The 26,057-nt window shown below is 72.1% G+C and carries 12 protein-coding genes; all 12 read left to right on the top strand.

The annotated features are described in order from the left end of the window. Positions 1 to 80 precede the first annotated feature (80 nt). The 12 genes from AACH11_RS04650 (at position 81) to AACH11_RS04595 (ending at position 26,056) form a co-directional block, all read left to right on the top strand. A complete protein-coding gene (locus tag AACH11_RS04650) occupies positions 81 to 12,821 on the top strand; it encodes a beta strand repeat-containing protein (RefSeq protein WP_341373039.1) in 12,741 nt (4,246 codons plus the stop codon). Between the two features lie 137 nt (positions 12,822 to 12,958). Then, a complete protein-coding gene (pseB, locus tag AACH11_RS04645; RefSeq protein ID WP_341373038.1) occupies positions 12,959 to 13,978 on the top strand; it encodes a UDP-N-acetylglucosamine 4,6-dehydratase (inverting) in 1,020 nt (339 codons plus the stop codon). 10 nt (positions 13,979 to 13,988) lie between these two features. Continuing rightward, the gene (pseC, locus tag AACH11_RS04640) at positions 13,989 to 15,173 is read left to right on the top strand and encodes a UDP-4-amino-4,6-dideoxy-N-acetyl-beta-L-altrosamine transaminase (protein WP_341373037.1); all 1,185 of its coding nucleotides are present in this window, start codon (positions 13,989 to 13,991) and stop codon (positions 15,171 to 15,173) included. Then, the gene (locus AACH11_RS04635) at positions 15,170 to 16,144 is read left to right on the top strand and encodes an aldo/keto reductase (protein ID WP_341373036.1); all 975 of its coding nucleotides are present in this window, start codon (positions 15,170 to 15,172) and stop codon (positions 16,142 to 16,144) included. Before pseC ends, AACH11_RS04635 begins: the two co-directional genes overlap by 4 nt. Positions 16,145 to 16,348: 204 nt before the next feature. Further along, positions 16,349 to 17,122, top strand: a complete 774-nt coding sequence (locus tag AACH11_RS04630) for a cytidylyltransferase domain-containing protein (RefSeq protein ID WP_341373035.1) — start codon at positions 16,349 to 16,351, stop codon at positions 17,120 to 17,122. 54 nt (positions 17,123 to 17,176) lie between these two features. Next, entirely contained in the window at positions 17,177 to 18,505 is a 1,329-nt protein-coding gene (locus tag AACH11_RS04625) for an aminotransferase class III-fold pyridoxal phosphate-dependent enzyme (protein ID WP_341373034.1), read from the top strand. A gap of 5 nt (positions 18,506 to 18,510) precedes the next feature. Continuing rightward, positions 18,511 to 19,473 (top strand): class I SAM-dependent methyltransferase, encoded by a 963-nt coding sequence (locus AACH11_RS04620; protein ID WP_341373033.1) that lies wholly within the window; start codon positions 18,511 to 18,513, stop codon positions 19,471 to 19,473. A gap of 49 nt (positions 19,474 to 19,522) precedes the next feature. Beyond that, positions 19,523 to 20,740, top strand: a complete 1,218-nt coding sequence (locus AACH11_RS04615; RefSeq protein ID WP_341373032.1) for an ATP-grasp domain-containing protein — start codon at positions 19,523 to 19,525, stop codon at positions 20,738 to 20,740. Next, a complete protein-coding gene (locus AACH11_RS04610; RefSeq protein ID WP_341373031.1) occupies positions 20,737 to 21,990 on the top strand; it encodes a hypothetical protein in 1,254 nt (417 codons plus the stop codon). Before AACH11_RS04615 ends, AACH11_RS04610 begins: the two co-directional genes overlap by 4 nt. A 50-nt stretch (positions 21,991 to 22,040) precedes the next feature. Beyond that, on the top strand, positions 22,041 to 22,904 hold the full coding sequence (locus AACH11_RS04605; protein ID WP_341373030.1) for an N-acetylneuraminate synthase family protein: 864 nt from the start codon (positions 22,041 to 22,043) through the stop codon (positions 22,902 to 22,904). Positions 22,905 to 22,908: 4 nt separating this feature from the next. Continuing rightward, positions 22,909 to 23,985 (top strand): hypothetical protein, encoded by a 1,077-nt coding sequence (locus AACH11_RS04600; protein WP_341373029.1) that lies wholly within the window; start codon positions 22,909 to 22,911, stop codon positions 23,983 to 23,985. 25 nt (positions 23,986 to 24,010) lie between these two features. Beyond that, positions 24,011 to 26,056, top strand: coding sequence for a hypothetical protein (locus AACH11_RS04595; protein ID WP_341373028.1), 2,046 nt, complete (start codon positions 24,011 to 24,013; stop codon positions 26,054 to 26,056). Position 26,057: the final 1 nt, after the last annotated feature.

The following is a 26,057-nucleotide window of genomic DNA, read 5'->3' as shown; positions in this document are numbered from 1 at the left end:
GACCCCAGAAACATCCGGACCACCGGAGCGCCCTGCCGACCGCACGCCGCCAGACCGCTTTGCGCTGAAAGACCCGACCCATGGCCAACATTCCGAACCTGAGCACCGCCGAGATCGCCGCCCTCACCGAGGTCGAGATCGCCGCACTGACCCCGACGGACTGGGCCGCCTTCAGCACCGCACAGATCGCCGCGCTGACCGCGGCGCAGATCCCGTCGATCAAGCCGACCGGACTGGCGGCGCTGACGGGCAGCCAGGTCGGCTCCTTCGACTTCACCGATTTCGCGCTGATGAACTCGGCGCAGATCAAGGCGCTGCCGACGACCGGCATCGCGGCGATGACGAGTGCGGCGTTCGAGGCCTTGGACGTCAACCAGCTGGGCATGCTGAGCACGACCCAGGTGCGGGCGATCGCGACGGCGGAACTGGCCCATCTGTCGCTGGACTCGATCAGCGCGCTGTCCAGCGGGCAGGTCGCGGCGCTGACGGCGGCCCAGACCATCGCGCTGTCGACCTCGCAGCTGGCCGCGCTGAGCACCGCGCAGATCCGGGCGCTGGGCACGGCCAACGTGGCCACGCTGGCCACCGAGGACGTGGCCGCCTTCTCGGCCGTGCAGCTGGGCTCGATGAGCTCGACCCAGCTGGGCGTGCTCAGCACCCAGCACATCAACGCCATCGACTCGGCCACGCTGGCCGGGCTGAGCACGCTGCAGATCATGGCGCTGAACACCCGTGCGGTGTCGGTGCTGGACACCGCCGATCTGGCCGCCCTCGCGCCGGCGCAGCTGCAGGCGCTGTCCTCGCTGCAGGTCCGCGCGCTGTCGTCGGCCACGCTGGCCGCACTCGACACCACCACGCTGGGCAACCTCAGCAGCGCCCAGATCACCGCGCTGACCACCGCCCAGCTGGGCACGCTGACGACCGACCAGTGGGCGTCGATGAGCGCCGCCCAGCTGGTGCGCCTGACCACCACCCAGGTCGCCAGCATGACGACCGAGGATCTGAACGCGCTGAGCCCGGACCAGTTCCGCGTGCTGACCAGCGCCCAGATCGCCGCGCTGACCACGCGCCAGTTCGCCAACCTGGAAAGCGCGGACCTGGCGGCCCTGAACACGCTGCAGATCCGCGCGCTGAGCACGCAGCAGCTGGCCGCACTCGACAGCGCCGATCTGGCCGCGCTGAGCTCGGTGCAGCTGGGCGCGATGAGCTCGACCCAGCTGCGCGCGCTCGACGTGGCCGACCTGCCCGGGCTGGGCCTGGAGGCGCTCGACGGCATCAGCAGCAACCAGATCACCGGCCTGTCCTCGGCCCAGCTGGCCGCCCTGTCGACCGAGCAGCTGCAGAGCCTGTCGAGCGTGCAGCTGCGGGGCCTGACCAGCGCCCAGCTGGCCACGCTGTCGACCGAGGACCTGAACGCCCTGACCACCGCGCAGTTCGCGGGCCTGGCCAGCAGCCAGCTGGCGCAGATGACCACGCGCCAGATCGCCAACCTCGAGAGCGAGGACTTCGCCGCGCTCGGTTCGGCACAGCTGCGCATGATCACCACCGCCGGCATCGCCGCACTCGACTCGGCCGACATCGCCCAGCTCGACGGCAGCCGGCTGTCGGCGCTGTCCACCGCCCAGCTGGTGGCCATCCGCACGTCCGAACTGGGCGGCCTGTCGACGGCCGCCCTGCAGGCGCTGGGCTCGCAGCAGATCGCCACCTTGTCGACCGCCCAGCTGGCGGCCCTGTCCTCCGAGCAACTGCAGGCACTGAGCACGACCCAGGTGCGGGCGCTGACCAGCCTGCAGCTCGCCAGCCTGGCCACCGATGACCTCAACGCGCTGACCACCGCGCAGTTCGCCGCCCTCGGCTCGGGCCAGCTGGCCGCGCTGACCAGCCGCCAGATCGCCAACCTGGAAAGTGCGGATCTGGGCACGCTGACCGCCGCCCAGCTCACCGGCCTCGGCAGCGCCGGCCTGGCCGCGCTGGACAGCGCCGACTTCGCCGGCTTCAGCTCGGCCCAGCTGGCGGCGCTCAGCTCGTCGCAGCTGCGCGGTCTGGACACCGCTGACGTCCGCGCCCTGGCCACCGACACCCTGGCCGGCCTGAGCTCGGCCCAGCTGTCGCAGCTCACCAGCGTGCAGCTGGGCGCCTTCGACAGCAGCCAGCTGCAGGCGCTCAACAGCGCCCAGCTGCGAGGCCTGAGCTCGACGCAACTGGCCAGCCTGGGCACCGAGGACCTGAACGCGCTGACCACCGCGCAGTTCGCCGCCCTCGGCACGCACCAGATCGCGGCCCTGACCACGCGCCAGATCGCCAACCTGGAAAGCGCGGATCTGGCCGCGCTCGACAGCCTGCAGATCCGCGCCCTCGGCACCCAGGCCATCGCGGTGCTGGACTCGTCCGACATCGCGGTGCTGAACTCGGTGCAGATCGCCGGCCTGAGCTCGGCCCAGCTGCGCGCGATCGAGAACGCCGACCTCGCCGGCCTGTCGACCGACACCGTGGCCGGCCTGGTCAGCAGCCAGGTGGCCCAGCTGAGCACCGCCCAGCTCGGCGCCCTGTCGAGCGAGCAGCTGCAGGCGCTGACCAGCGGCCAGCTGCGCGGGCTGACCAGCCTGCAGCTGACCACGCTGGACACCGCCGACCTGAACGCCCTGACCTCGGCGCAGATGGCGGCCCTGAGCTCGGCCCAGATCGCCCTGCTGACCAGCCGCCAGATCGCCAACCTGCAAAGCGAGGATCTGGCCGCGCTCGACACGCTGCAGGTGCGGGCCCTGTCGACCGCCGGCATCAAGGCCATGGACTCGGCCGATCTGGCCGCGCTCAGCAGCACCCAGGCCGCGGCATTGACCTCGGGCCAGCTGCGCGCGATCGACACCGAGGACGTGCGCGCCCTGTCGACCGACACGCTGGGCCAGCTCGGCTCGGCCCAGATGGCCGCCTTCAGCAGCGCCCAGCTCGCGGCCTTCAGCAGTGAGCAGCTGCGTGCGCTGACGACGGCGCAGATCGCCGGCCTGGCCACCCAGCAGGTGGCCCAGCTGGAGACCTCCGACCTCGCGCTGCTGACCACGGCCCAGGTCCAGGCCCTGAGCACCTCGCGCATCGAGACGCTGACCAGCAGCCAGCTCGCCGGCTTGACCAGCGAGCAGATGCAGGCCTTCACCAGCGCCCAGGTGCGGGCCCTGACCACCCAGCAGCTGGCCCGCCTGGACTCGGCCGACCTCAACCTGCTGACCAGCGACCAGTTCGCCGCCCTCACCACCACCCAGCTCGCCGGCCTGACGGCCAACCAGGTCGCCGCGCTCGAGAGCGAGGACCTGCGGGCCCTGAGCACCGGCCAGATCCGCGGCCTGAGCACGGCCGCCATCGCCGCCCTGGACACGGCCGATGTCGCCGCACTCGGCAGCGCCCAGCTCGCCGGCATGAGCTCCACCCAGCTGCGCGCGATCGAATCGGCGGACATCGGCAGCCTGGGCACCGATGTCGTGGCCAGCCTGAGCTCGGCCCAGATCGCGGTGCTGAGCACGGCGCAGATCGCCGCCCTCGGCAGCGACCAGATGCAGGCCCTCGGCAGCGCCGCCCTGCGCGGCCTGAGCACGGCCCAGATCGCCGCCCTCGGCAGCGCGGACCTCAACCAGCTGTCGAGCGCGCAGTTCGCGGCGCTCGGCACGCAGCAGATCGCCGCCCTGTCCAGCGTGCAGCTGGCCGCGCTCGAATCACAGGACTTCCAGGCCCTGCACTCGGGCCAGATCGCGGTGCTGAGCTCGCGCGCCATCGCCGGCCTGGAATCGAGTGACCTGGCGCTGCTGGGCAGCCACCAGGTCGCCGCACTCAGCAGCATGCAGCTGCGGGCGATCGAGACCGCCGACATCGTCGGCCTGACCACCGACGCGCTGGCCGGCCTGAGCCCGGCGCAGCTGGCGGCCCTGACCTCGGTGCAGCTCGGCGCACTGGCCTCCGATCAGCTGCAGGCGCTGAGCAGCACCCAGCTGCGCGGCCTGAGCACGGCCCAGCTGGCCAGCCTGGACACGGCGGACCTGAACCTGCTGACCACCGCCCAGTTCGACGCGCTGACCAGCGTGCAGATCGCCGCGCTGACCACGCGCCAGATCGCCAACCTGGAAACCGCGGATCTGGCCGCCCTCGGCTCGGTCGCGCTGCGCGCGATCACCACGGCCGGCATCGCCGCGCTCGACTCGGCCGATCTGGCCGCGCTCGGCTCGGTGCAGCTCGGCGGCCTGACCAGCGCCCAGGCGGCGGCCATCGAGACCGCCGACATCAAGGGCCTGTCCACCGAAGCGATGGCCGGCCTGACCTCCGTCCAGCTGTCGGTGCTGAACTCGGTGCAGCTCGGCGCGCTGGAGAGCCAGCAGTTGCAGGCCCTCGGCAGCACCCAGCTGATCCGGCTGTCGACGGCGGCCCTGGCCGGACTGGACAGCGCCGACCTCAACCAGCTGACCAGTGACCAGTTCCGCACGCTGACCTCGCTGCAGATCAACGCGCTGACCAGCGCGCAGATCGGCGCGATGCAGACCGAGGACCTGGCCGCGCTGCAGACGCTGCAGATCCGTGCGCTGGGTACCGGCGCCATCGCGGCCCTGGATTCGTCCGACCTGGCCGTGCTGAACTCGAACCAGCTGGCCGGCATGAGCTCGGCCCAGCTGGCGGCCATCGAGACCGCCGACATCGTCGGCCTGCACATCGACGCCCTCGACGGCCTGGGCAGCGTGCAGATGGGCGCCCTGACCTCGGCCCAGCTGCGGGCCCTGAGCTCCGACCAGCTGCAGTCGCTGTCCACCGCCCAGCTGCTGGGCCTGAACAGCGCGCAGATCCGCGGCCTGGACTCCTCCGACCTGAACCTGCTGACCACGGCCCAGCTGGCCGCGCTCGGCAGCGCGCAGATCGCCGCCATCGTCAGCGGCCAGCTCTCGCAGCTGGAGACCTCGGCCCTGGCCGCGCTGACCACCGCGCAGATCCGCGCGCTGAGCACCACCGCCGTGGCGGCCCTGGACTCGGCCGATCTGGCCGCCCTGAGCTCGACCCAACTGGCCGTCTTCAGCAGCGAGCAGGTGCGCGCCCTCGACAGCGCCGACATCAAGGGCCTGTCCACCGATGCGCTCGCCGGCCTCGACGCCGAAGCCATCGCCGGCCTGACCACCGGCCAGTTCAGCGCCCTCGAATCCAGCCAGCTGCAGGTGCTGACCAGCACCCAGCTGCAGGGCCTGAGCTCGGCCCAGATCGCCGCCCTCGACACCGCCGATCTCAACGCGCTGACCTCCGACCAGTTCGCCAGCCTGAGCCCGGCGCAGATCGCCGCCATGACCAGCACCCAGATCGGCGCGATGGAAAGCGCCGACCTGATGGCGCTGACGACCGCGCAGATCCGCGCCATCGAGACGCGGGACCTGGGCGCCTTCGACTCGGCCGACCTGTCGCGGCTGGATTCGGTGCAGGTCGCCGCACTCAGCACGGCCCAGGTGCGGGCCCTCGACACCGCCGACATGGTCGGCCTGACCACGGCCGCGCTGCAGGGCCTGGGATCGCTGCAGATCGCCGCGCTCGGCACCGCCCAGCTCGCCGGCCTGTCGTCGGACCAGATCCAGGCGCTGAACTCGATCCAGCTGGCCGGACTGGGCAGCGCCCAGCTGGCCTCGCTCGACACCGCGGACCTCAACGCGCTGACCACCGAACAGTTCGGCCAGCTGGCCTCCAGCCAGATCGGGCAGCTGACCACGCGCCAGATCGCCAACCTGCAATCCGAGGATCTGTCCGTGCTGGCGGCCAACCCGCTGCGCGCGATCACCACCGCCGGCATCGCCGCGATGGATTCCGCCGACCTGCGCGTGCTGAGCTCCAGCCAGCTCAACGCGCTGACCACCGCCCAGATGCGGGCGATCGAGAGCGCCGACATCGTCGGGCTGTCGACCGACGCCCTGCCCGGCCTGGGCAGCCTGCAGCTGGCCGCGCTGTCGACCGTGCAGCTGGCCGCCCTGGGCAGCGAACAGTGGCAGGCCCTGGACACCAGCGCGCTGCGTGGCCTCAGCAGCCAGCAGCTCGCCGCGCTGGACACGGCCGACCTGAACGCGCTGACCTCCGACCAGTTCGCCAGCCTGGCCACCACCCAGGTGGCCGCGCTCAACAGCCATCAGATCGGCCGTCTGGAATCCCAGGACCTGGCCGCGCTGAACACCGCGCAGGTCCGCGCCCTGGCCACCAACGGCCTGGCCGCGATGGACTCGGCCGATCTGGCGGTGCTGAGCTCGACCCAGCTCGGCGCCTTCTCCAACGACCAGTTGCGCGCCATCGAGACCCAGGACCTCGGCGGCCTGACCACCGACACCCTGCACGGCCTGAACACGGCCCAGATCGGCGCCCTGACCTCGGCCCAGCTGGGCCAGCTCACGAGTGACCAGCTGCAGTCGCTGAGCACCGTGCAGCTGCGCGGCCTGACCAGCGCGCAGATCGCCGCACTCGACACCGCCGACCTGAACACCCTGACGTCGGACCAGTTCATGGCGCTGCAGACGTCCCAGATCGGGGCCCTGACCAGCAAGCAGATCGGTGCGCTGGAAACGCAGGATCTGGCCGTCTTCAACACCGCCCAGATGCGCGCCCTGGCCACCGCCGGCCTGACCGCGATGGACTCGGCCGACCTGCGCGTGCTGGGCTCGGCCCAGCTGGCCGCACTGACGACCGACCAGCTGCGCGCCATCGACAGCGCCGACGTGGTCGGCCTGACCACCGACGCCATGGCCGGCCTGAGCAGCGCCCAGGTCGCCGCCCTGAGCACGCCTCAGCTCGCCAGCCTGAACACCGACCAGCTGCAGGCACTGACCAGCACCCAGCTGCGCGGCCTCGACACGCGCCAGCTGTCGACGCTGGACACGGCCGACCTGAACGCGCTGACGTCCGACCAGTTCGTGCGTCTGGCCACCGAGCAGATCGCGGCCCTGACCACCAAGCAGATCGCCAACCTGCAGACCGAGGATCTGGCCGCGCTGACCACGGCGCAGATCCGCGCCATCACCACCAGCGGCCTGCTGGCCCTCGACTCGGCCGATCTGGCCGCCCTCAGCTCGGCCCAGCTGACCTCGCTGTCGACCGAGCAGCTGCGCGCCTTCGGCACCGCCGACGTCGCCGGCCTGGCCACGGCCACGCTGACGGGTCTGTCGAGCGTGCAGATCGGCGCGCTGAGCTCGCGCCAGATCGGCGCCATGGGCTCCGACCAGATCGCCTCGCTGACCACGCAGCAGCTGCGTGGCCTGAGCAGCGAGCAGATCGCGGCCATGGACACGGCCGACGTCAACGCCTTCAGCACCACCCAGTTCGCCTCGTTCACGACCGCGCAGATCGGCGGTCTGACGACGCAGCAGCTCGGCGCGCTGGAGTCCGATGACCTGGCCGCGCTGTCGACCGCCCAGCTGCGGGCGATCACCACCCGCGGCATCGCCGCCTTCGACAGCGGCGACATCCGGGCCCTGACCAGCGACCAGCTGCGCGGCCTGAGCACCGACCAGGTGCGGGCCATCGAGAGCAATGACATCGTCGGCCTGACGACGGTGGCCATCGAGGGCATGACCAGCACCCAGCTGTCGGCCCTCAGCACGGCCCAGCTCGGCGCCTTCGGCACCGACCAGATGGCCGCCTTCAGCTCGGCCCAGCTCAAGGGCCTGACCACGCAGCAGATCGCCTCGCTGGACACGGCCGATCTCAACGTGCTGACCAGCGACCAGTTCGCCGACCTGTCGACGACCCAGATCGCGGCCATGACCACGCGCCAGATCGGCGCGCTGGAAAGCCAGGACCTGGCCGCGCTGACCTCGGCCCAGATCCGTGTGCTGAGCACCGGCGGCATCGCCGCCATGGACTCGGCCGACCTGCGCGCGCTGAGCTCGGCGCAGATGGTGGGCTTCAGCACCGACCAGCTGCGCGCCATCGAGACCCAGGATCTGGTGGGCCTGAGCACCGCCGCCCTGGCCGGCCTGGGCAGCGCGCAGATCGCCGCGCTGGCCACGCCGCAGCTCAACGCGCTGGGCAGCGACCAGCTGGCCAGCCTGAGCACGGCCCAGCTGCGCGGCCTGAGCACGCTGCAGATCAGCAAGCTGGGCACCGAGGACCTCAACGCCTTCACCAGCGACCAGTTCGCCAGCCTGTCGACCGACCAGGTGCGGGCGCTGACCAGCACCCAGGTCAGCAACCTGCAGACCGAGGACATCGCCGCGCTCGACAGCGCCCAGGTGCGGGCCCTGAGCACGACCGTGATCGCGGCCATGGACTCGGCCGATCTGGCCGCGCTCAGCTCGACCCAGCTCGGCGACCTGTCGAGCGAGCAGCTGCGGGCCTTCGACTCGGCCGACATGGCCGGCCTGAGCACCGCGGTGCTGGCCTCGCTGACCTCGGAACAGTTCGTCGCCTTCCAGACGGCCCAGCTCAACGCGATGGGCTCCGACCAGTGGCAGGCGCTCGGCACGCACCAGCTGCGCGGCCTGAGCACGCTGCAGATCGCCAACCTGACCACCGAGGACCTGAACGCGCTGACCACGGCACAGTTCGAAGGTCTGACCACGCAGCAGATCGCCGCGCTGACGACCCGCCAGGTCGCCAACCTGGAGACGGCCGATCTGGCGTCCTTCACCACCGCCCAGCTGCGGGCGGTGGGCACGGCCCAGATCGCCGCACTCGAAAGCGCGGACCTGCGTGCACTGAACTCGTCGCAGATCGCGGGGCTGTCCAGCGAGCAGCTGCGGGCCATCGGCACCGACGACATCGTCGGCATCGCCACTGCCAGCCTGCTGGGCATCCCGACCGCCCAGATCGACGCGCTGACCACGGCCCAGCTGGCCGGCCTGAGCACCGATCAGCTGGTCGCCCTGTCGACCGCCCAGCTGCGTGGCCTGAGCACGCTGCAGATCAGCACGCTGGACACCGCCGACCTGAACACCCTGACCGGTGAACAGTTCGCCGGCCTGGGCACCGACCAGATCGCCGCGCTGAGCACGCGCCAGATCGCCGCCATCGACAGCGCCGACCTCACCGCGCTGTCGACCGCCCAGCTGCGGGCGCTGACCAGCCGCCAGATCGCCGCGCTCGACACCGCCGACCTCAACGCGCTGAACGAGGAGCTGATCAAGGGCCTGTCGACCGAGCAGATCGTCGCCCTGACCACGCTGCAGATCAGCGCGATGGACAGCGCCGACCTGGCCGCGCTGACCACGGCCCAGATCCGCGCCATCGAGACCCGCGACATCGCGGCCATGGACTCGGCCGACATCCGCGCGCTGAGCCAGGACCAGATCGCCGCGCTGAGCACGGCCCAGGTGCGGGCCATCGAGACCGAGGACGTCAAGGGCATCCAGGTCTCGGCCCTGTCCGGCCTGGGCACGGCCGCGATGGCCGCGCTGACCTCGGCCCAGCTGCTGGCCCTGAGCAGTGACCAGCTGCAGGCGCTGAGCACCGCCCAGCTCGCGGCCATCAGCACGGCCGCGACCGCCGCGCTCGACACCGCCGACCTGAACCAGATGACGGAGGACCAGATCCGCCACCTGGGCACCGACGACATCGCGGCGCTGACCACGCTGCAGGTCTCGAACCTGAACAACGCCTTCCTGCAGGCGCTGACGACCCAGCAGATCCGGGCCTTCGAGACGCGTGACATCGCGGCCATGGACTCGGCCGACCTGGCCGCCCTCAGCGGTGACCAGCTGGTCGCCCTCGCCACCGAGCAGATCCGGGCCATCGAGACCAACGACCTGCCGGGCATCGGCGCCAGCCGCATGACCGAGCTGTCGACGCTGCAGGTCGCGGCGCTGACCACGCTGCAGGTCTCGGCACTGGGCACCGACCAGATCGGCGCGCTCAGCGAGGCCCAGGTGCGGGCGCTGACCACGCAGCAGATCGCCTCGATGTCGAGCGAGACGCTCAACGCGCTGACCGACAGCCAGTTCCGCCAGCTGACGACCGAGCAGATCGTGGCCATGACCACGCTGCAGTTCGCCAACATGCAGAGTGCGGACCTGATGAACCTGACCACGCAGCAGGTGCGGGCGATGGAGACGCGTGACATCGTCGCCCTCGACTCCGCCGACGTCGGCGTGCTGACGGCCGAGCAGATCGAGGCCCTCAGCAGCGAGCAGGTGCGGGCCATCGAGACCCAGGACATCACCGCCATCGCCGCCATCAAGCTGGCCAGCCTAAGCAGCGCCGATGTGCCGGCGATGACCACGGCCCAGCTCGCCGCCCTGGCCACCGACCAGCTGCAGGCGCTGACCGAGCAGCAGATCCGTGCGCTGACCACGCAGCAGCTGCGCAGCCTGGACACGGCCGACCTGAACATGCTGACGCAGACGCAGTTCCAGGCCATGGGCAGCGAGCAGATCGGCGCCCTGAGCTCGGTGCAGCTGTCCGCGCTGGAATCGACCGACCTGGCCGCCCTGTCGACGACGCAACTGCGGGCGATCGAGACCCGCTCGATCGCGGCCATGGACTCGGCCGACATCGCGGCCCTGACCGGTGACCAGCTCTCGGGCCTGACCACCGAGCAGATCCGCGCCATCGAGACGCAGGACCTGGGCGGCATCAGCGTCGGTGAGATGGCCTCGCTGGCCACGCTCCAGGTGCGGGCCCTGACCACCGCCCAGCTGGGCGCGCTCAGCAGCGAGCAGCTGCAGGCGCTGTCCGACGAGCAGGTGCTCGCCCTCAGCACCACGCAGCTGGCCGCGCTCGACACGGCGGATCTCAACGCGCTGCGGGCCTCGCAGTTCCTGGCGATGTCCACCGAGCAGATCGCCAACCTGACCACGCTGCAGTTCTCCAAGATCGAGAGCGCCGACCTGGTGGGCCTGTCGACCCAGCAGATCCGCGCCATCGAGACGCGGGACCTGGTGGCGATGGAGTCCGAGACCATCCGGGCCCTGACCGGCGAACAGCTGTCCGCCCTGTCGACGGCCCAGGTGCGCTCGATCGAGAGCCAGGACGTGGCGGCCATCCTGCCGGCCCGTCTGGTCGAGCTGACCAGCACCCAGATCAGCGCGCTGTCGACGGTGCAGTTCGGTGCGCTGGGCAGTGACCAGATCCGGGCGCTGTCGGAGGCCCAGCTGGCCGGCATCACCACGCTGCAGATCGTCAACCTCGACACCGCGGACCTCAATGCGCTGACCAACACCCAGTTCCAGGCGCTGAACACGGCCCAGATCAAGGCGATGACCTCGGCACAGGTCGCCGCGCTGGAGACCACCGACCTGGCGGCCTTCACCACCGCCCAGATCCGGGCGCTGGACCTGGCCGACATCGTGGCGCTGGAGTCCTCCGATCTGGCCGCCCTGTCGGGTGAGCAGCTGGCGGCCTTCAGCACCGAGCAGGTGCGCTCCATCGAGACGGTGGACCTGCCCGGCCTGTCGGTCAACCGCCTGGCCGAGATGACCAGCGTGCAGATCGGCGCGATGACCACCGAGCAGATCGGTGCGCTGAGCGTGAACCAGCTGCAGGGCCTGTCCGACGGCCAGCTGCCGGGCCTGACGACCGAGCAGATCGCCAAGATGGACACGGCGGACCTGAACACGCTGACCGACGTGCAGTTCCAGGCCCTGGCCACCGCCCAGATCGCGGCCATCACCTCCGAGCAGGTCGGCAAGATGACCAACTCGGATCTGCAGGCCCTGTCGACGGCCCAGCTGCGCGCCTTCGGCACCGAGGACGTGGCAGCCCTCGACTCGGCCCAGCTGACCGCGCTGTCCAACGACCAGATCCAGGGGCTGTCGACCTCGCAGGTGCGGGCCATCGAGACGGCCGATCTGGCCGCCCTCGGCCGCAACGACCTGCAGGAGTTCAGCACCGCCCAGATCCGCGCGCTCAGCCAGGCGCAGATCGTCGGCCTGGATTCGGGTGACATCGCCAACCTCAGCAACGAGCAGGTGGCCGCGCTGTCGACCGAGCAGCTGAACTGGATGGGCACGCAGGACATCGTCGCGATGACCGGCGAGCAGATCCAGCAGCTGGCCACCAACCAGCTCTCGGGCATGACCAACACCTTGCTGGGCGTGATCGAGACGCAGGATCTGGCCGGGCTGTCGATGGAACAGGCCGACTACCTGACGGCCAGCAAGTCCGCGGCCTTCTCGACCGAGGAACTGGCCGTGATGCCGGTCTCCCCGATCGTGCTGGACCTGGACGGCAACGGCGTCTCGACGCTGTCGGTGGGCAGCGGCGTGGCCTTCGACGTCAATGCCGACGGCGAGGTGCGCAAGACCGGCTGGGTCAGTGCCACCGACGGTCTGCTGGTGCGCGACCTGAACGCCGACGGCAAGATCGAGAACGGCACGGAACTGTTCGGCTCGGCGACGAAGCTGGCCGACGGCTCCACCGCCAAGGATGGCTACCAGGCGCTGGCCGAACTCGACGGCAACCACGACGGCCGCATCGATGCCAAGGACAGCGCCTACCAGGACCTGCAGGTCTGGGTCGACGCCAACAGCGACGGCATCACCGATGCGGGCGAGCTGCACGGCCTGATCGAGATGGGCGTGGCCGCGATCAACCTCGACGCGGTGAGCTCGACGGCACGCGACAACGGCAACCAGCTCGGCCTGACCGGCAGCTACACGGCCACCGACGGCACGACCCATGCCGCCGCCGACGTGTGGTTCCGCCAGGGCGAGGCGGTGCCGCCGCAGATCGCCGACCTGCTGGCCGACGCGCCGGCCCTGCTCGACGGCAGCGGCACGCCGCCCGAGGGCAGCAGCGGCACGGTCTCGGTGACCACCGCCGCCGTCCAGCGCCCGACGACCAGCCTGGACGAGGAACTGCTGAAGGCACAGTCGCAGAACCCGCTGATCTGAGTGTGGAGGGGAACAGGCGCCGCCCGGCGGCCCTGTTCCCGCGATCGGTGACGGTCGCTCTGGTCGACAGTGCGGACAGACAGACCCGGGCCGCGGCCCGGGCCCCAGGTCCACGCAGCTCGCACCAGGCCCGCACCATGCTCAACGGCACGTCCATCCTCGTCACCGGCGCCACCGGCTCCTTCGGCAAGGCCTTCATCCACACCGTGCTCACCCGCTGGCCGCAGGTGCGCCGGCTGGTGGTGTTCTCGCGCGACGAGCTCAAGCAGTACGAGCTGGCCCAGGCCTATCCGGCCAAGGACTACCCGCAGCTGCGCTTCTTCCTCGGCGACGTGCGGGACGCGCAGCGCGTGCAGCGCGCGATGGAAGGCGTGGACATCGTGATCCACGCAGCCGCGCTCAAGCAGGTGCCGGCGGCCGAGTACAACCCCTTCGAGTGCATCAAGACCAACATCCTCGGTGCACAGAACGTGATCGAGGCCGCCTTCGATGCCGGGGTGCAGAAGGTGGTGGCGCTGTCGACCGACAAGGCGGCCGCGCCGGTCAACCTCTACGGCGCGACCAAGCTGTGCTCGGACAAGCTGTTCGTCGCCGCCAACAACATCCGCGGCGCGCGGCCGATCAAGCTCAGCGTGGTGCGCTACGGCAACGTGATGTGCAGCCGCGGCTCGGTCATCCCCTATTTCCAGGAGCGGGCGGCCAGCGGCACGCTGCCGATCACCGATCCGCGCATGACCCGCTTCAACATCCCGCTGCGCGGCGGGGTGGAGATGGTGCTGTGGGCGCTGGAGCACGCCTGGGGCGGCGAGATCCTCGTGCCCAAGCTGCCGTCCTACCGCATCACCGACGTGGCCAGCGCGGTCGCCCCGGACTGCCGGCAGGACATCGTCGGCATCCGCCCGGGCGAGAAGCTGCACGAGGAGATGATCACCGCCTCCGACAGCCCGAACACCGTCGATCTCGGCCGTTACTACGCGATCCTGCCGGCGGGCGGCGTGGGCTCGGCCTACGGCATCGACGACTACTGCGCGGCCACCGGCGCCCAGCGCGTGCCGCAGGGCTTCAGCTACAACAGCGGCGACAACCCCGACTTCCTGAGCGTGAGCCAGCTGAAGGACCTGCTGGACACCCATGCCAGCCATGGCGCGGCCTGCTGAGGTCGGCGCGATGGCTGCACCCGCCCTGCCGCCGGTCACCCTGCCCTACAGCCGCCAGCAGGTCAGCGAGGACGACATCGCCGCCGTGGTGGCGGTGCTGCGCTCGGACTTCCTGACCCAGGGCGCGGTGGTGCCGGCCTTCGAGGCCGCCTTCGCCCAGGCCCACGGCGTGGCCCACGCGGTGGCCGTCACCAACGCGACGGCCGCGCTGCACCTGGCCTGCCTGGCCCTCGGCATCGGGCCCGGCCGCCGGGTCTGGACCTCGCCCAACAGCTTCCTGGCCTCGGCCAATGCCGCCGCCTACTGTGGCGCGACGGTGGACTTCGTCGACATCGATCCGCACACCCGCAACCTGGGCGTGCCGGCGCTGGCCGACAAGCTGGCGCGCGCGGCGCGCGAAGGCACGCTGCCCGATCTGCTGATCCCCGTGCACTTCGCCGGCCTGCCGGCCGACCTGCGCGAGATGCGCGCGCTCGCCGATCGCCACGGATTCCGCATCCTGGCCGATGCCTCGCACGCCACCGGCGCCGACTACCTGGGCGCACCGGTGGGTGCCGAATGGGCCGATGCCACGGTGTTCAGCTTCCATGCCGTCAAGGTGATCACCTGCGGCGAGGGCGGCATGGTCGTCACCCAGGACCCTGAACTGGCCCGCCAGTTGCGCCTGCTGCGCAGCCACGGCGTCGAGCGTGAACCGCAGCGGCTGCAGCAGCTGCCGGCCGAGCCCTGGGTCTACGAACAACAGGCCCTCGGCCACAACCTGCGGCTGACCGAGATGCAGGCGGCGCTGGGCCTGAGCCAGCTGCAGCGCCTGCCGGCCATGCACGCCGACCGCTGCGCACAGGCCGACCGCTATGACGCGCGGCTGGACGGCCTGCCGCTGCGCCGCCCGCCCCGCCTGGCCGACCGTGGTTGCGCCTGGCACCTGTACGCGGTGGCGCTGGACGCCGACGCCCCGCCGCGCGCCGAGGTCTACCGCGCGCTGCGCAGGGCCGGCATCGGCGTCAACGTCCACTACATCCCGATCCACCTGCAGCCCTGGTGGCGCGCGCGCGGCTTCGCGCCCGGCGACTTTCCGGCGGCCGAGGCCTGGTATGCGCAGGCGCTGTCGCTGCCGCTGTTTCCGGGGCTGACGGCGGCGCAGCAGGACCGCGTGGTGGACGTGCTGCGCACGGCGCTGGAGAGCGGCCGGTGAGCCTGGCCACCACCACACCCGCGGGCACGACACCGCAGGGCTGCCAGCTGGCCCTCGGCACCGTGCAGTTCGGCCTCGCCTACGGCGCCGTCGGCCAGGGCCGGATGGTGGCACCCGACGAGGTACGCGCCATCCTGGCGGCCGCCTGGGACGACGGCGTGCGCTGGCTGGACACGGCTGCCGCCTACGGCGACATCGAGTCCCGCCTGGCCGGCCTGTGCGGCCCGCATCCGTTCGCCATCGTCAGCAAGCTGGCGCCGCTGCCGGCGGCCGACACCGCCACCGCGCAACAACGCGAAGCCTGCGTGCGCGACGGCGTGCGCCAGGCCTGCGAGCGGCTGGGCCCGCGCCTGCACGCGCTGCTGTTCCACCGGGTCGAGGATCTGGCCGGGCCGGACGGCGACCGGCTGTGGGCCGCCGCCTGCGAGACCGCCGCGCAGCATGCGGTGCCGGCCGATGGCCGACCGCTGCGCCTGGGCGTCTCGGCCTACGGACCGGACGAGCTGATCGCGCTGCACCGACGCCACGGCCTGCACTGGGCGCAACTGCCGGCCAATGCGCTGGATCAGCGGCTGGCCCGCGTGCTGGCCGATCCGCAGCGCGCCGCCGGCCTGCAGGGCCTGACGCTGCACGTGCGCTCCGCGCTGCTGCAGGGCCTGCTGCTGGCGCCCGGCCGCGGTGCCGCCCGGGTACCGGCGGCCACCTCAGCACTGGCGCGCTGGGCCGACTGGTGCGCCGGCCAGCCGCCGGTGGCCACGGACAGGACGACGGAGGACACCGCCGCCCGGCTGGCCTTCGCCGCGGTGCAGGCCCTGCCCGGCGTGGCCGCCTGCCTGGTCGGCGTCGAGAGCCTCGCGCAGTGGCAGGCGCTGCAGCGCGCCTGGCGCGCCGCCCGGCCGCAACACGTGCCGGCGCTGGCCTGCGACGAGCCGGCGGCCATCGATCCGCGACGCTGGCCACCGGCCGGCTGAAGGCGCGCGCGGCGCGCGCCGATCCCCGGGCCCGCGTGGGCGGACCGGACGGACCGGCCCGCCGCAGGCCGCAGGCCGCGGGCGATGCCCCGAACAACGGCGCCACCCCCGCCCTTTTCCCGCGCATTCCGTCACGGTCGGCCGCCCATACTGGGCTGCATCGGTCGTGCCTCCGGGCCCGGCCTTCCCAGCCGGAATGCCCGCATGAACACCGTCGCCATCATCCAGGCCCGCATGAGCTCCACCCGCCTGCCGGGCAAGGTGCTGATGCCGCTGGCCGGACGCCCGGTGCTGGCCCACGTGGTCGAGCGCCTGCGCCACTGCCGCACGCTCGACGGCATCGCCGTGGCCACCTCGACCGACGCCAGCGACGATCCGATCGAGCGCTGGTGCGCGCAGGCCGGCGTGCGTTGCGTGCGCGGCAGCCTGCACGACGTGCTCGACCGCTACCACCAGGCCGCCACCACGCTCGGTGCCGACGCGGTGGTGCGCATCACCGCCGACTGCCCGGCGATCGATCCGGCCCTCGTCGACGAGGTGGTCCGCGGCTTCCACGCGGATGACCATGACTTCTACGGTCTGGCCGGCGAATTCCCCGACGGCCTGGATTGCACCGTGTTCGCCGCCCGCGCCCTGGCGCGCGCCTGGCGCGAGGCCACGCTGCCCTCGCAGCGCGAGCACGTCGGCCCCTACATCGAGCACCAGCCGCAGCTCTTCCGCAACGGCGGCCTGCACAAGTTCCGCGGCCTGGCCCACCACCGCTGGACGCTGGACGAACCGCGCGACCACCTGTTCCTGCAGCAGGTCTTCGAGCGCCTGGACCGCGGCCCCGATGCACCGCCCTTCGGCGCCGGCGAGGTGCTGGCCCTGCTGGCGCGCGAGCCGCAGCTGATGCAGCTGAACACCGACATCGTGCGCAACGCCGGCTACCTGAAGTCGCTGGCCGAGGACGCGCAGGCCGTGCGGCCGGCCGCCTGAGCCCGGCCGCCGCACACGCCCGATCCGCACACCCCCATCCGGAGCCCGACCGACATGCACTCACTCGACGCGCTGATCCAGGGCCAGGGCCCGGCGCTCTACCGCCGCGCCCGCGGCCTGATTCCCGGCGGCACCCAGCTGCTGTCCAAGCGGCCGGAGATGTTCGCGCCCGAGGTCTGGCCGGCCTACTACAGCCGCGCCAAGGGCGCCCGCGTCTGGGACCTCGACGGCCGCGAGTACCTCGACATGTCGATCATGGCGGTGGGCGCCTGCATCCTCGGTTATGCCGACGACGAGGTGGATGACGCGGTGGTCGCCGCCATCCGCGGCGGCGTCAACGCCTCGCTGAACTGCCCCGAGGAGGTGGCACTGGCCGAGGCGCTGATCGAGCTGCACCCCTGGTTCGGCATGGTGCGCTACGCGCGCAGCGGCGGCGAGGCGATGGGCATGGCCGTGCGCATCGCCCGCGCCCACACCCGGCGCGACGTGGTGCTGTTCTCCGGCTACCACGGCTGGAACGACTGGTACCTGGCCGCCAACCTGGGCGAGACCGACGCGCTCGACGGCCAGCTGATGGCCGGCCTGCAGCCCGCCGGCGTACCGCGCGGCCTGGCCGGCACGGCCATCCCCTTCCAGGTCAACGACATCGAATCGCTGCGCGCGGCCGTGCGTGGCCGCGAGGACCGCATCGCCGCCATCGTGATCGAGCCGGCCCGCGGCGAGGACGCGCCCGACCAGTACCTGCGCGCGCTGCGCGAGACGGCCAGCGAACTCGGCGCGGTGCTGGTCTTCGACGAGATCACCTCGGGCTTCCGCATGTGCGCCGGCGGCATCCACCGCCGCTACGGCATTCACCCCGACATCGCGGTCTTCGCCAAGAGCATGGCCAACGGCTACGCGATGGCCACGGTGCTGGGCACCGAGACGGTGATGCAGGCCGCGCAGACCACCTTCATCAGCAGCACCAACTGGACCGACCGCGTGGGCCCCACCGCGGCGCTGGCCACGCTGCGCAAGTACCGCCGCGAGCAGGCCGAGACGCGCCTGATCGCCCTCGGCCAGCGCTGCCAGCGCATCTGGCTTGACGCCGCAGCGCGCGCCGGCCTGACGATCCGCATCAGCGGCCTGCCCACGCTGGCGGCCTTCGGCTTCGACCACCCGCAGGCGGTGGCGCTGAACACGCGCTTCACGATCGAGATGCTGCGCCGGGGCATCCTGGGCTTCCGCCAGTTCAAGGCCTCGCTGGCCCACGCCGATGCCGACCTCGACCAGTACGCCACGGCCTGCGACGAGGTCTTCGGCCTGCTGGCCGGCCTCAGCCCGGCCGACCTGCTGAGCACCCCGCCACACCACAGCGGCTTCCAGCGCCTGACGCGGGAGTGAGCACGATGAGCGACCTGAGCGACCTGCCGCCGCAGGCGAGCTGGACCGACGCCGCCGGCTGCACCCATGCCGGCGCGGTGCTGCACCGCGTGCAGGGCTTCGACGTCGTCGACTGCGCGCACTGTGGCTTCCGCCACGTGCTGCCGCTGCCCACGCCGCAGGCGCTGGCCGAGGTCTACGCCCACGACTACTACCGCACCGAGAAGCCGCTCTACATCGAGCGTTACCTCGAGGACCGCGACTGGTGGGAGTGCGTCTACACCGAGCGTTATGAGTGGCTGGAGGCCGCGCTGCCGGCCACGCGCCGCCGGCTGCTGGACGTCGGCTCCGGCCCGGGCCTGTTCCTGGCCAGTGGCCGCGACCGCGGCTGGAGCGTGCGCGGCATCGAGCCCTCGACACAGGCCGCCCGCCACAGCCGCGAGCAACTGGGCCTGGACGTGGTCAACGGCTTCCTGGATGCCGACAGCGCACCCACGCTCGGCCGCCATGACGTGGTGCACCTGGGCGAGGTGCTGGAGCACCTGAGCGATCCGGCCGCCATGCTGCGCCTGGCCCACGACCTGCTGGCACCCGACGGCCTGCTGGTGCTGGTGGTGCCCAACGACGACAACCCGGTGCAGCGCATCGTCCACCGCCACCTGGGCGTGGCGCCGTGGTGGGTGGCGCCGCCGCACCACCTGAACTACTTCGACGCGGCCTCGCTGGCCGCGCTGGTCTCGCGCTGCGGCTACACCGTCGAGCATCAGGAGACCACCTTCCCGATCGACCTCTTCCTGCTGATGGGCCACCACTACATCGGCGACGACGCCAAGGGCCGCCAGGCCCACGGCTGGCGCAAGACGCTGGAGCGCAACCTGCACGGCGCCGGCGCCGAGGGCCGCCAGCTGCTGGCCGGCATGCGGCGCGCGTTCGCCGGCCTCGGCATGGGGCGCGAGATCCTGCTGTATGCCCGGCGCAGCGGCGACTGACGCCGGGGCCAGCCGCTCACCGAACGATCATCCTGCGGAGTCCCCGTCCATGAACCGTCCCACCATCCTGCTGCTCGGCGCCGGCCAGGAGCAGTGCATCGCCATCGACGAGGCCCGCAGCCAGGGCTGGCGCACCGTCGCCGTCGACGGCAGCGCGCAGGCGCCCGGCCTGGCCCTGGCCGACGCGGGCCATGTGGCCGACATCCGCGACGTGGCGGCGCTGGTCGGGATCGGTCGCGCCGAGCAGGTGCAAGGCGTGTTCTGCCACGCCGTCGAGATCCCCGAGGTGGTGGCCGAGGTCGCCCGCGCGCTCGGCCTGCCCGGCCTGGCGCCGGCCACCGCCCACCGCTGCACGCACAAGGCCACCCGCATCGCCGCGCTGCGCGCCGCCGGCATCCCGGTGGCCGACTTCGCCGCTGTCGACAACCGCCAGGCACTGGTCGAGACCGCCCGCCGCTTCGGCTTTCCGCTGGTGCTCAAGCCGGTGGACAACGCCGGCTCGCGCGGCGTGCAGGTGGTGCACGACGAGGCCGCGCTGCGGATCGCCTACGACGAGGCCATGCAGCACAGCCGCAGCGCCGAGGTGCTGATCGAGCGCGTGCTGCAGGGCCCGCAGATCTCGACCGAGTCGGTGGTCTGGCAGGGCCGCGTCCACACCTTCGCCTTCGCCGACCGCCATTACGCCGAGCCCGCGTTCTGGGCCCCGTACTTCATCGAGGACGGCATCGACTTCCCCAGCACCCTGCCGGCCGCGCAGCAGCAGGCGGTGCACGCCCTGGTCGAGCGCACGGTGGCCGCCCTCGGCATCGACTTCGGTGCGGCCAAGGGCGACATCCTGATCCACGACGGCGTGCCGCACATCATCGAGATGGCCTGCCGCACCTCGGGTGGCTGGTTCGGCGCCGGCAGCATCCCGGCGGCCACCGGTGTCAACGCGCTGCGCCCGCTGATGCAGATGGCGCTCGGCCTGACGCCCGATCTGGACGCCCTGACACCGACCCGCCAGCTGGGCTGCGCGCAGCGCTACTGGATCCCGCGCGGTCCCGGCATCTTCCGCCATGCCGACGGCCTCGACGCCGTGGCCGGCATGCCCGGCGTGCAGCGCTTCAACCATTTCTTTCCGGCGCCCGGCACCCGGCTGGACAAGGCGCAACACCACGCGCAACGCCATGCCCAGGTGATCTGCACCGCACCGACGCGCGAGGCGGCCATCGCCCGCGCCGAGGCCGCCATCGCCGCCATCCACACCGAGGTCAGCCCCGCATGAACACGCCCGCCTTCCGCCCTGCGCCCGATGCCCCGCCGCTGAACCTGGTGCTGATCGGCAGCGGCCACTACGCCACCGGCCAGACCGCGCTGTCGGGCCGCACCCCCACCGACAAGGACACCGGCGTGCTGCTGCCCAGCGCGCTGTTCCTGCGCGCCCAGGGCAAGGTCGGGCGCATCGCGGTCTGCGGCCAGGACGGCGACAAGCTGCAGGACATCCAGGCCCGCATCGGGCACTGGGCGCAGGACCCGGGCATCGACCCACGCTTCGAGGCCTTCCCCGGCCCCGGCCAGCACGATCCGCAGGCCTGGCTCCGGGCACTCGACACGCTGCCACAACCGTGTGCCGCGCTGATCGCCCTGCCGGATGCCCTGCATGCCGAGGCCATGCTGGCCTGCGCGCAACGCGGCATCCCCTTCCTGATCGTCAAGCCCGCGGTCACCACGCTGGACGACTACTACCGGGTGCGCGAGGCCATGCCCGCCGGCCTGCTGGGCATGATCGACTACCACAAGGTGTTCGACGAGGCCAATCTGCTGCTGCTCGATGACCTGCGCCAGCAGGCCTACGGCCGGGTGCACCACGTCTCGTCGCTGATGAGCCAGCGCCGCGACATGATCCGCATCTACGAGCGCTGGCTGCGCGCCAACCCGCGCTGCAACATCAACCACTACCTGGGCTCGCACTACATCCACATGACCGGCTTCCTGACGGGTGCCGTGCCGCTGGACGTGCGAGCCACCCAGCAGTTCGGCCACATCCGCGAAGCCTGGGGCCTGGCGGTGGCCGACACCATCCAGACCCAGATCCGCTGGCGTGCGGCCGACGGCCACGTCTTCGCCAGCCACCACATCGCCGGCTGGGCCGATCCGGGCCGCACCGAGTCGATGACCTACCAGCAGATGCACCTGCTGACCGAGAACGGCCACGTCTTCTCGGACCAGCGCCTGCGCGGCACGCGCAAGGTGCTGGAGGCCAGCGGCCCGCAGGCGCCGAACCCGCACTTCTTCAACCTCTCGCGCAGCCTGCTGGGCGGCTGGAACCTGACGACCAAGTACGGCTACCAGAGCGTGGCCCACTTCGTCGATCTGGCCGCCGCCGGCCGGGGCGCGGCCGATGACCTGCACCTGCCCACGCTGGCCGAGAGCGAGCACGTGACGGCCATCCTGGAGGCCGCCGACCGCAGCCTGGCACGCGACAGCGCCGTGGTGTCCATCGTCCGCGAAGGCGATCGCCTGCACCTGATCTGAGCCGTCAGGCCCCGTACCGCCTCCCTGAACCCATCGCCCGCACCGACACCATGGACCCGCTCTTCATCGCCGAAGTCTCGAGCAACCACAGCCGTGACCTCGGCCGCTGCCTGCAGTTCGTCGACCAGGCCGCCGAGGCCGGCTGCCAGGCGGTGAAGTTCCAGCTCTTCCGCATCGACGCGCTGTTCGCGCCGGAGATCCTGGCGCAGTCCGAGCGCCACCGCCGCCGCCGTGAGTGGGAATTGCCGCTGTCCTTCCTGCCCGAGATCGCCGCGCGCTGCCGCGACCGTGGCGTGCAGTTCTCGTGCACCCCGTTCTATCTGGACGCCGTCGACGAGCTCGCCCCGCACGTGGACTTCTACAAGATCGCCAGCTACGAGCTGCTGTGGGACGCGCTGCTGGCCGCCTGTGCCGCCACCGGCAAGCCGGTGGTGCTGTCCACCGGCATGGCCACGCTCGACGAGATCGGGCATGCGGTGCAGGTGCTCAAGGATCACGGCTGTGCACGGCCCACGCTGCTGCACTGCACCTCGGCCTACCCGACGCCCTACGGCGAAGCCAATCTGGCCGCCATCGCCACGCTGCGCGAGGCCACCGGCTGCGAGGTCGGCTGGTCGGACCACACCGTCGAGCCCGGCGTGATCCAGCGTGCCATCCACCGCTGGGGCGCACCGGTGATCGAGTTCCACCTCGACCTCGACGGCCAGGGTGAGGAGTACGCGGCCGGCCACTGCTGGCTGCCGGCGCAGATCGGTGCGGTGATCCGCGACGTGCGCCACGGTCTGGGGGCCGATGGCGACGGCGTGAAGGTGCCGGTGCCCTCCGAGCTGCCGGACCGCCTGTGGCGGGCCGATCCCAGCGACGGCCTGCGGCCGTTCAAGCAGCTGCGCCAGACCTGGCGCGCCGCGGCCTGACGCCGTGGTGCAGGCCGGACGCCCCGCGCCGCGCCGCGGTGGCCCGCAGCATCCGCTGCTGGTCTGCCAGACCGGCCCCGGCATCGGCCTGGGTCATCTGAGCCGCATGCGGGTCGCCGCGCAGGCCCTGACGGCCGCCGGCCTGACGCCGCGCTTGCTGGTGCACGGGGGCGCCGACCGCCGGGCCGACGATCCGCCCTGGACGCTGCTGCCGACCGGGGCTGAGCTGGTCGCGGCCATCGATGCCCGGCTGTCGGACCCGGTGGACGGCACATCACGGCCTGACGCACTGCTGCTGGACCTGGCCGCGGGCGCCCTGCCCGCAGGCCTGGCCCCGGCGCTGGACCGCTGGCGCCGCCACGGTGTGCCGTGCATCGGCATCGACGGCCCGGCCACCCTGCACCCGCACCTGGACGGCATCTTCATGCCCAGCTTCCGCCAGCCCCCCTGGCTGGACGGCGCGTCGGGCACGGCTCCGGTGATCTGGGGTTGGGACTGCCTGCTGCTGCCCCCGCTCGATGCGCCGCCGGCCGTCTGGCAGCCTCCGGCGCGCCCGGAGGTCCTGGTGCTGACCGGCGGCAGCGACGCCACCGGACTCGGTGCCCACTGGCCGACGCTGCTGGACGCGACGCTGCCGGCCGGCAGCCGGCTGCACTGGGTGCGGGGGCCCTGGGCCAGCGCGCCCTGCGTCCCGCACGGCCCGACCCGCTGCGACTGGCACTGGCACGACGCACCTGCAGGCCTGGGTCCGCTGATGCAGCGCTGCAGCCATGCGGTGACCGTCTTCGGCGTCAGCGCCTTCGAACTGCTGCAGCACGGTGTGCCGACCGTGGTGTTCTCCCCCTATGGCGACAAGGACCGGTCCGAGCTGGCCGAGCTGGCCGCCACCGGCCTGCTCGCCGTGGCCGCCGATGCCCGGACGGCCACCACCCGTCTGGCCACGCTGCTGGACGATCCGGTGGCATCGGCCCGCCTCGCCCGGCAGGCCCGCGGCCGCGGCGTGGGCGGTGGCGGTGCACGGCTGGCCGGCTGCCTGGCCGCCCTGTCCTTCCCGACGACCAACGCGGCCCCGGCCGCCTGACACCGGGCCCAGCGGGCCGACTGCGATGCGCGACGCCTTCCTCTTCTTCCATCTGAACCTGGCCTTCTCGTCGGTGGCGCCCGAGCGCCGACCCGAGGTCATCGCCCGCTGCTACCACCCGCTGCTGGATCTGGCGGAACACCACGACCTGCCGGTGGGCGTCGAGCTCAGCGGCTGGACGCTGGCACGCATCGCCGAGCTGGACCCGGCCTGGATCCGCCGCTGCGCCGCCCTGCTGGCCGCCGGCCGCATCGAGCTGATCGGCAGCGGCTGGACCCAGCTGATCGGCCCCTTGGCACCGGCCGAGGTCAACCGCCACAACCAGCGCCTGGGCCGCGAGGCCTGCGTGCACCATCTGGGCGTGGCGCCGCAGCTGGCGCTGGTCAACGAGATGGCCTGGGCCGACAGCCTGGTGGGCGTGTACGCCGATGCCGGCTACCAGGGCCTGCTGATGGACCGCGACAACATCCGCCTGGCGCAGGATCTGCACGGCCAGCCGATGCGAGCGCTGCCCACCGCCGCGCTCGGCCCGGACGGGCGCCAGCTGCCGGTGCTGTGGACCGACTCCAACCTGTTCCAGAACCTGCAGCGGGCGGTGCATGGTGACCGGCCGGCCGACGAGTACCTGGCCTATGTCGAGCACCGGGCCGGCCACGACGGCCTGCCGCTGCCGATCTACTGCAACGACGCCGAGGTGTTCGACTTCCGCCCGGGGCGCTTCCACACCGAGACCGCACCGGCCGACGGCGAATGGCAGCGCCTGGCCACCCTGTGCCGGCGCCTGCGCGACGAGCGGGGTCTGCAGTGGCGGCTGCCGTCGCAGGCCCTGCGGATCGATCAGGCCACACGCCCGGCACGCCCGTCGCCGCTGGGCTCGATCGCCCATCCGGTCCCGGTGAAGAAGCAGGCCAAGTACAACCTCAACCGCTGGAGCGTGACCGGCCGCGACGATCTGTGGCTCAACAGCCAGTGCCATCAACTGACCCGTCAGTTGATGCGACAGGCCGGCGCCGGCGACACGCCCGACTGGGCGCTGCTGTGCGAGCTGTGGGCCAGCGACCTGCGCACCCACATCACCGACGGCCGCTGGCAACAGGCGCTGCAGCGGCTGGAACAGGCCCTGACCGCCAGCAGCGCCGCTGAACCCGTCACCGCCGATCCGGCCGGACCCGGCGCCCTCGAATCACTCGGCGAGGTCGCCGCGGACGGCCTGGACTGGCAGCCCCTGCCCGCCGACGGCCGGCTGCAGCTGCGGTCCGCAGGCCAGGAGATCACCACCCGCCTGGAGGCCGACGGACAGCGCCTGCGCATCACCCACGCCGCACTCGACCTGACGCTCGATCTGAGGCGCGGGCTGACCCTGCACCGGGTGGCCTGGACGGCCCACGACGGCCGGGCCCTGCTGGTCAACCTGCCGCAGGGTCATTTCGACGGCATCGCGCTGGCCGCCGACTTCTACAGCGGTGGCCTGCTGATGGAGGTGCCCGGCAGCCGCCAGCGCCTGACCGACCTGGAACGGGTGCAGCCCCGCTGGGCCCTGCACCAGGGCTGGCTGCTGCTGGGCGCGCGCCTGCCCCTGGCCGACGGCGCGCTGGACAAGCGCGTGGCCGTGCGCCTGCACGACGGCGCCCTCGCGCTGCACGATGGCTTCGACGGTGTCAGCCGGCCGCTGGGCACGCTGCGCGTGGGCCAGCTGACGCTGGGCCCCGATGCCCACCGCCATCCGCTGTCGATCGAGATCGCCCAGGGCGGTCCGGTGGCCGAGCGCCTGGCGCTCGACCGGCCGGTGCGCCATGGCCAGGCGGTCTCGGCCCTGGTCTCCAGCAGCGGGGGTTTCGGCGGTGGTGCCGGCCAGCTGCGTCTGCACGACAGTCAGGGCCCGCTGCTGGACCTGCGCTGGGATCCGGCACGCTGCGCCGCCCAGCCGATGCTCACGCACGAACCGGCCGCGCCGCATCCGTACACCCGCCTGGGCTGGTCGCTGTGCGAACTGGACGACACCAGCCGCCCGGGCGGGCGGCTGCGTGACTTCACGCTGCTGCTGCAGCCGGCGCCAGGCCGGCAGGCCTGAG

Source organism: Pseudaquabacterium rugosum (assembly GCF_038066575.1).
Taxonomy (GTDB): Bacteria; Pseudomonadota; Gammaproteobacteria; order Burkholderiales; family Burkholderiaceae_C; genus Pseudaquabacterium; species Pseudaquabacterium rugosum.
The sequence above is the reverse complement of the archived record's forward strand: the minus strand, read 5'-3'. Positions and strand labels throughout refer to the sequence as shown.

Bases quoted from the DNA above. Each gene is read 5' to 3' on its own strand.
- AACH11_RS04650 (WP_341373039.1), top strand. From the start codon at position 81: ATGGCCAACATTCCGAACCTGAGCACCGCCGAGATCGCCGCCCTCACC.
- pseB (WP_341373038.1), top strand. From the start codon at position 12,959: ATGCTCAACGGCACGTCCATCCTCGTCACCGGCGCCACCGGCTCCTTC.
- pseC (WP_341373037.1), top strand. From the start codon at position 13,989: ATGGCTGCACCCGCCCTGCCGCCGGTCACCCTGCCCTACAGCCGCCAG.
- AACH11_RS04630 (WP_341373035.1), top strand. From the start codon at position 16,349: ATGAACACCGTCGCCATCATCCAGGCCCGCATGAGCTCCACCCGCCTG.
- AACH11_RS04625 (WP_341373034.1), top strand. From the start codon at position 17,177: ATGCACTCACTCGACGCGCTGATCCAGGGCCAGGGCCCGGCGCTCTAC.
- AACH11_RS04620 (WP_341373033.1), top strand. From the start codon at position 18,511: ATGAGCGACCTGAGCGACCTGCCGCCGCAGGCGAGCTGGACCGACGCC.
- AACH11_RS04615 (WP_341373032.1), top strand. From the start codon at position 19,523: ATGAACCGTCCCACCATCCTGCTGCTCGGCGCCGGCCAGGAGCAGTGC.
- AACH11_RS04610 (WP_341373031.1), top strand. From the start codon at position 20,737: ATGAACACGCCCGCCTTCCGCCCTGCGCCCGATGCCCCGCCGCTGAAC.
- AACH11_RS04605 (WP_341373030.1), top strand. From the start codon at position 22,041: ATGGACCCGCTCTTCATCGCCGAAGTCTCGAGCAACCACAGCCGTGAC.
- AACH11_RS04595 (WP_341373028.1), top strand. From the start codon at position 24,011: ATGCGCGACGCCTTCCTCTTCTTCCATCTGAACCTGGCCTTCTCGTCG.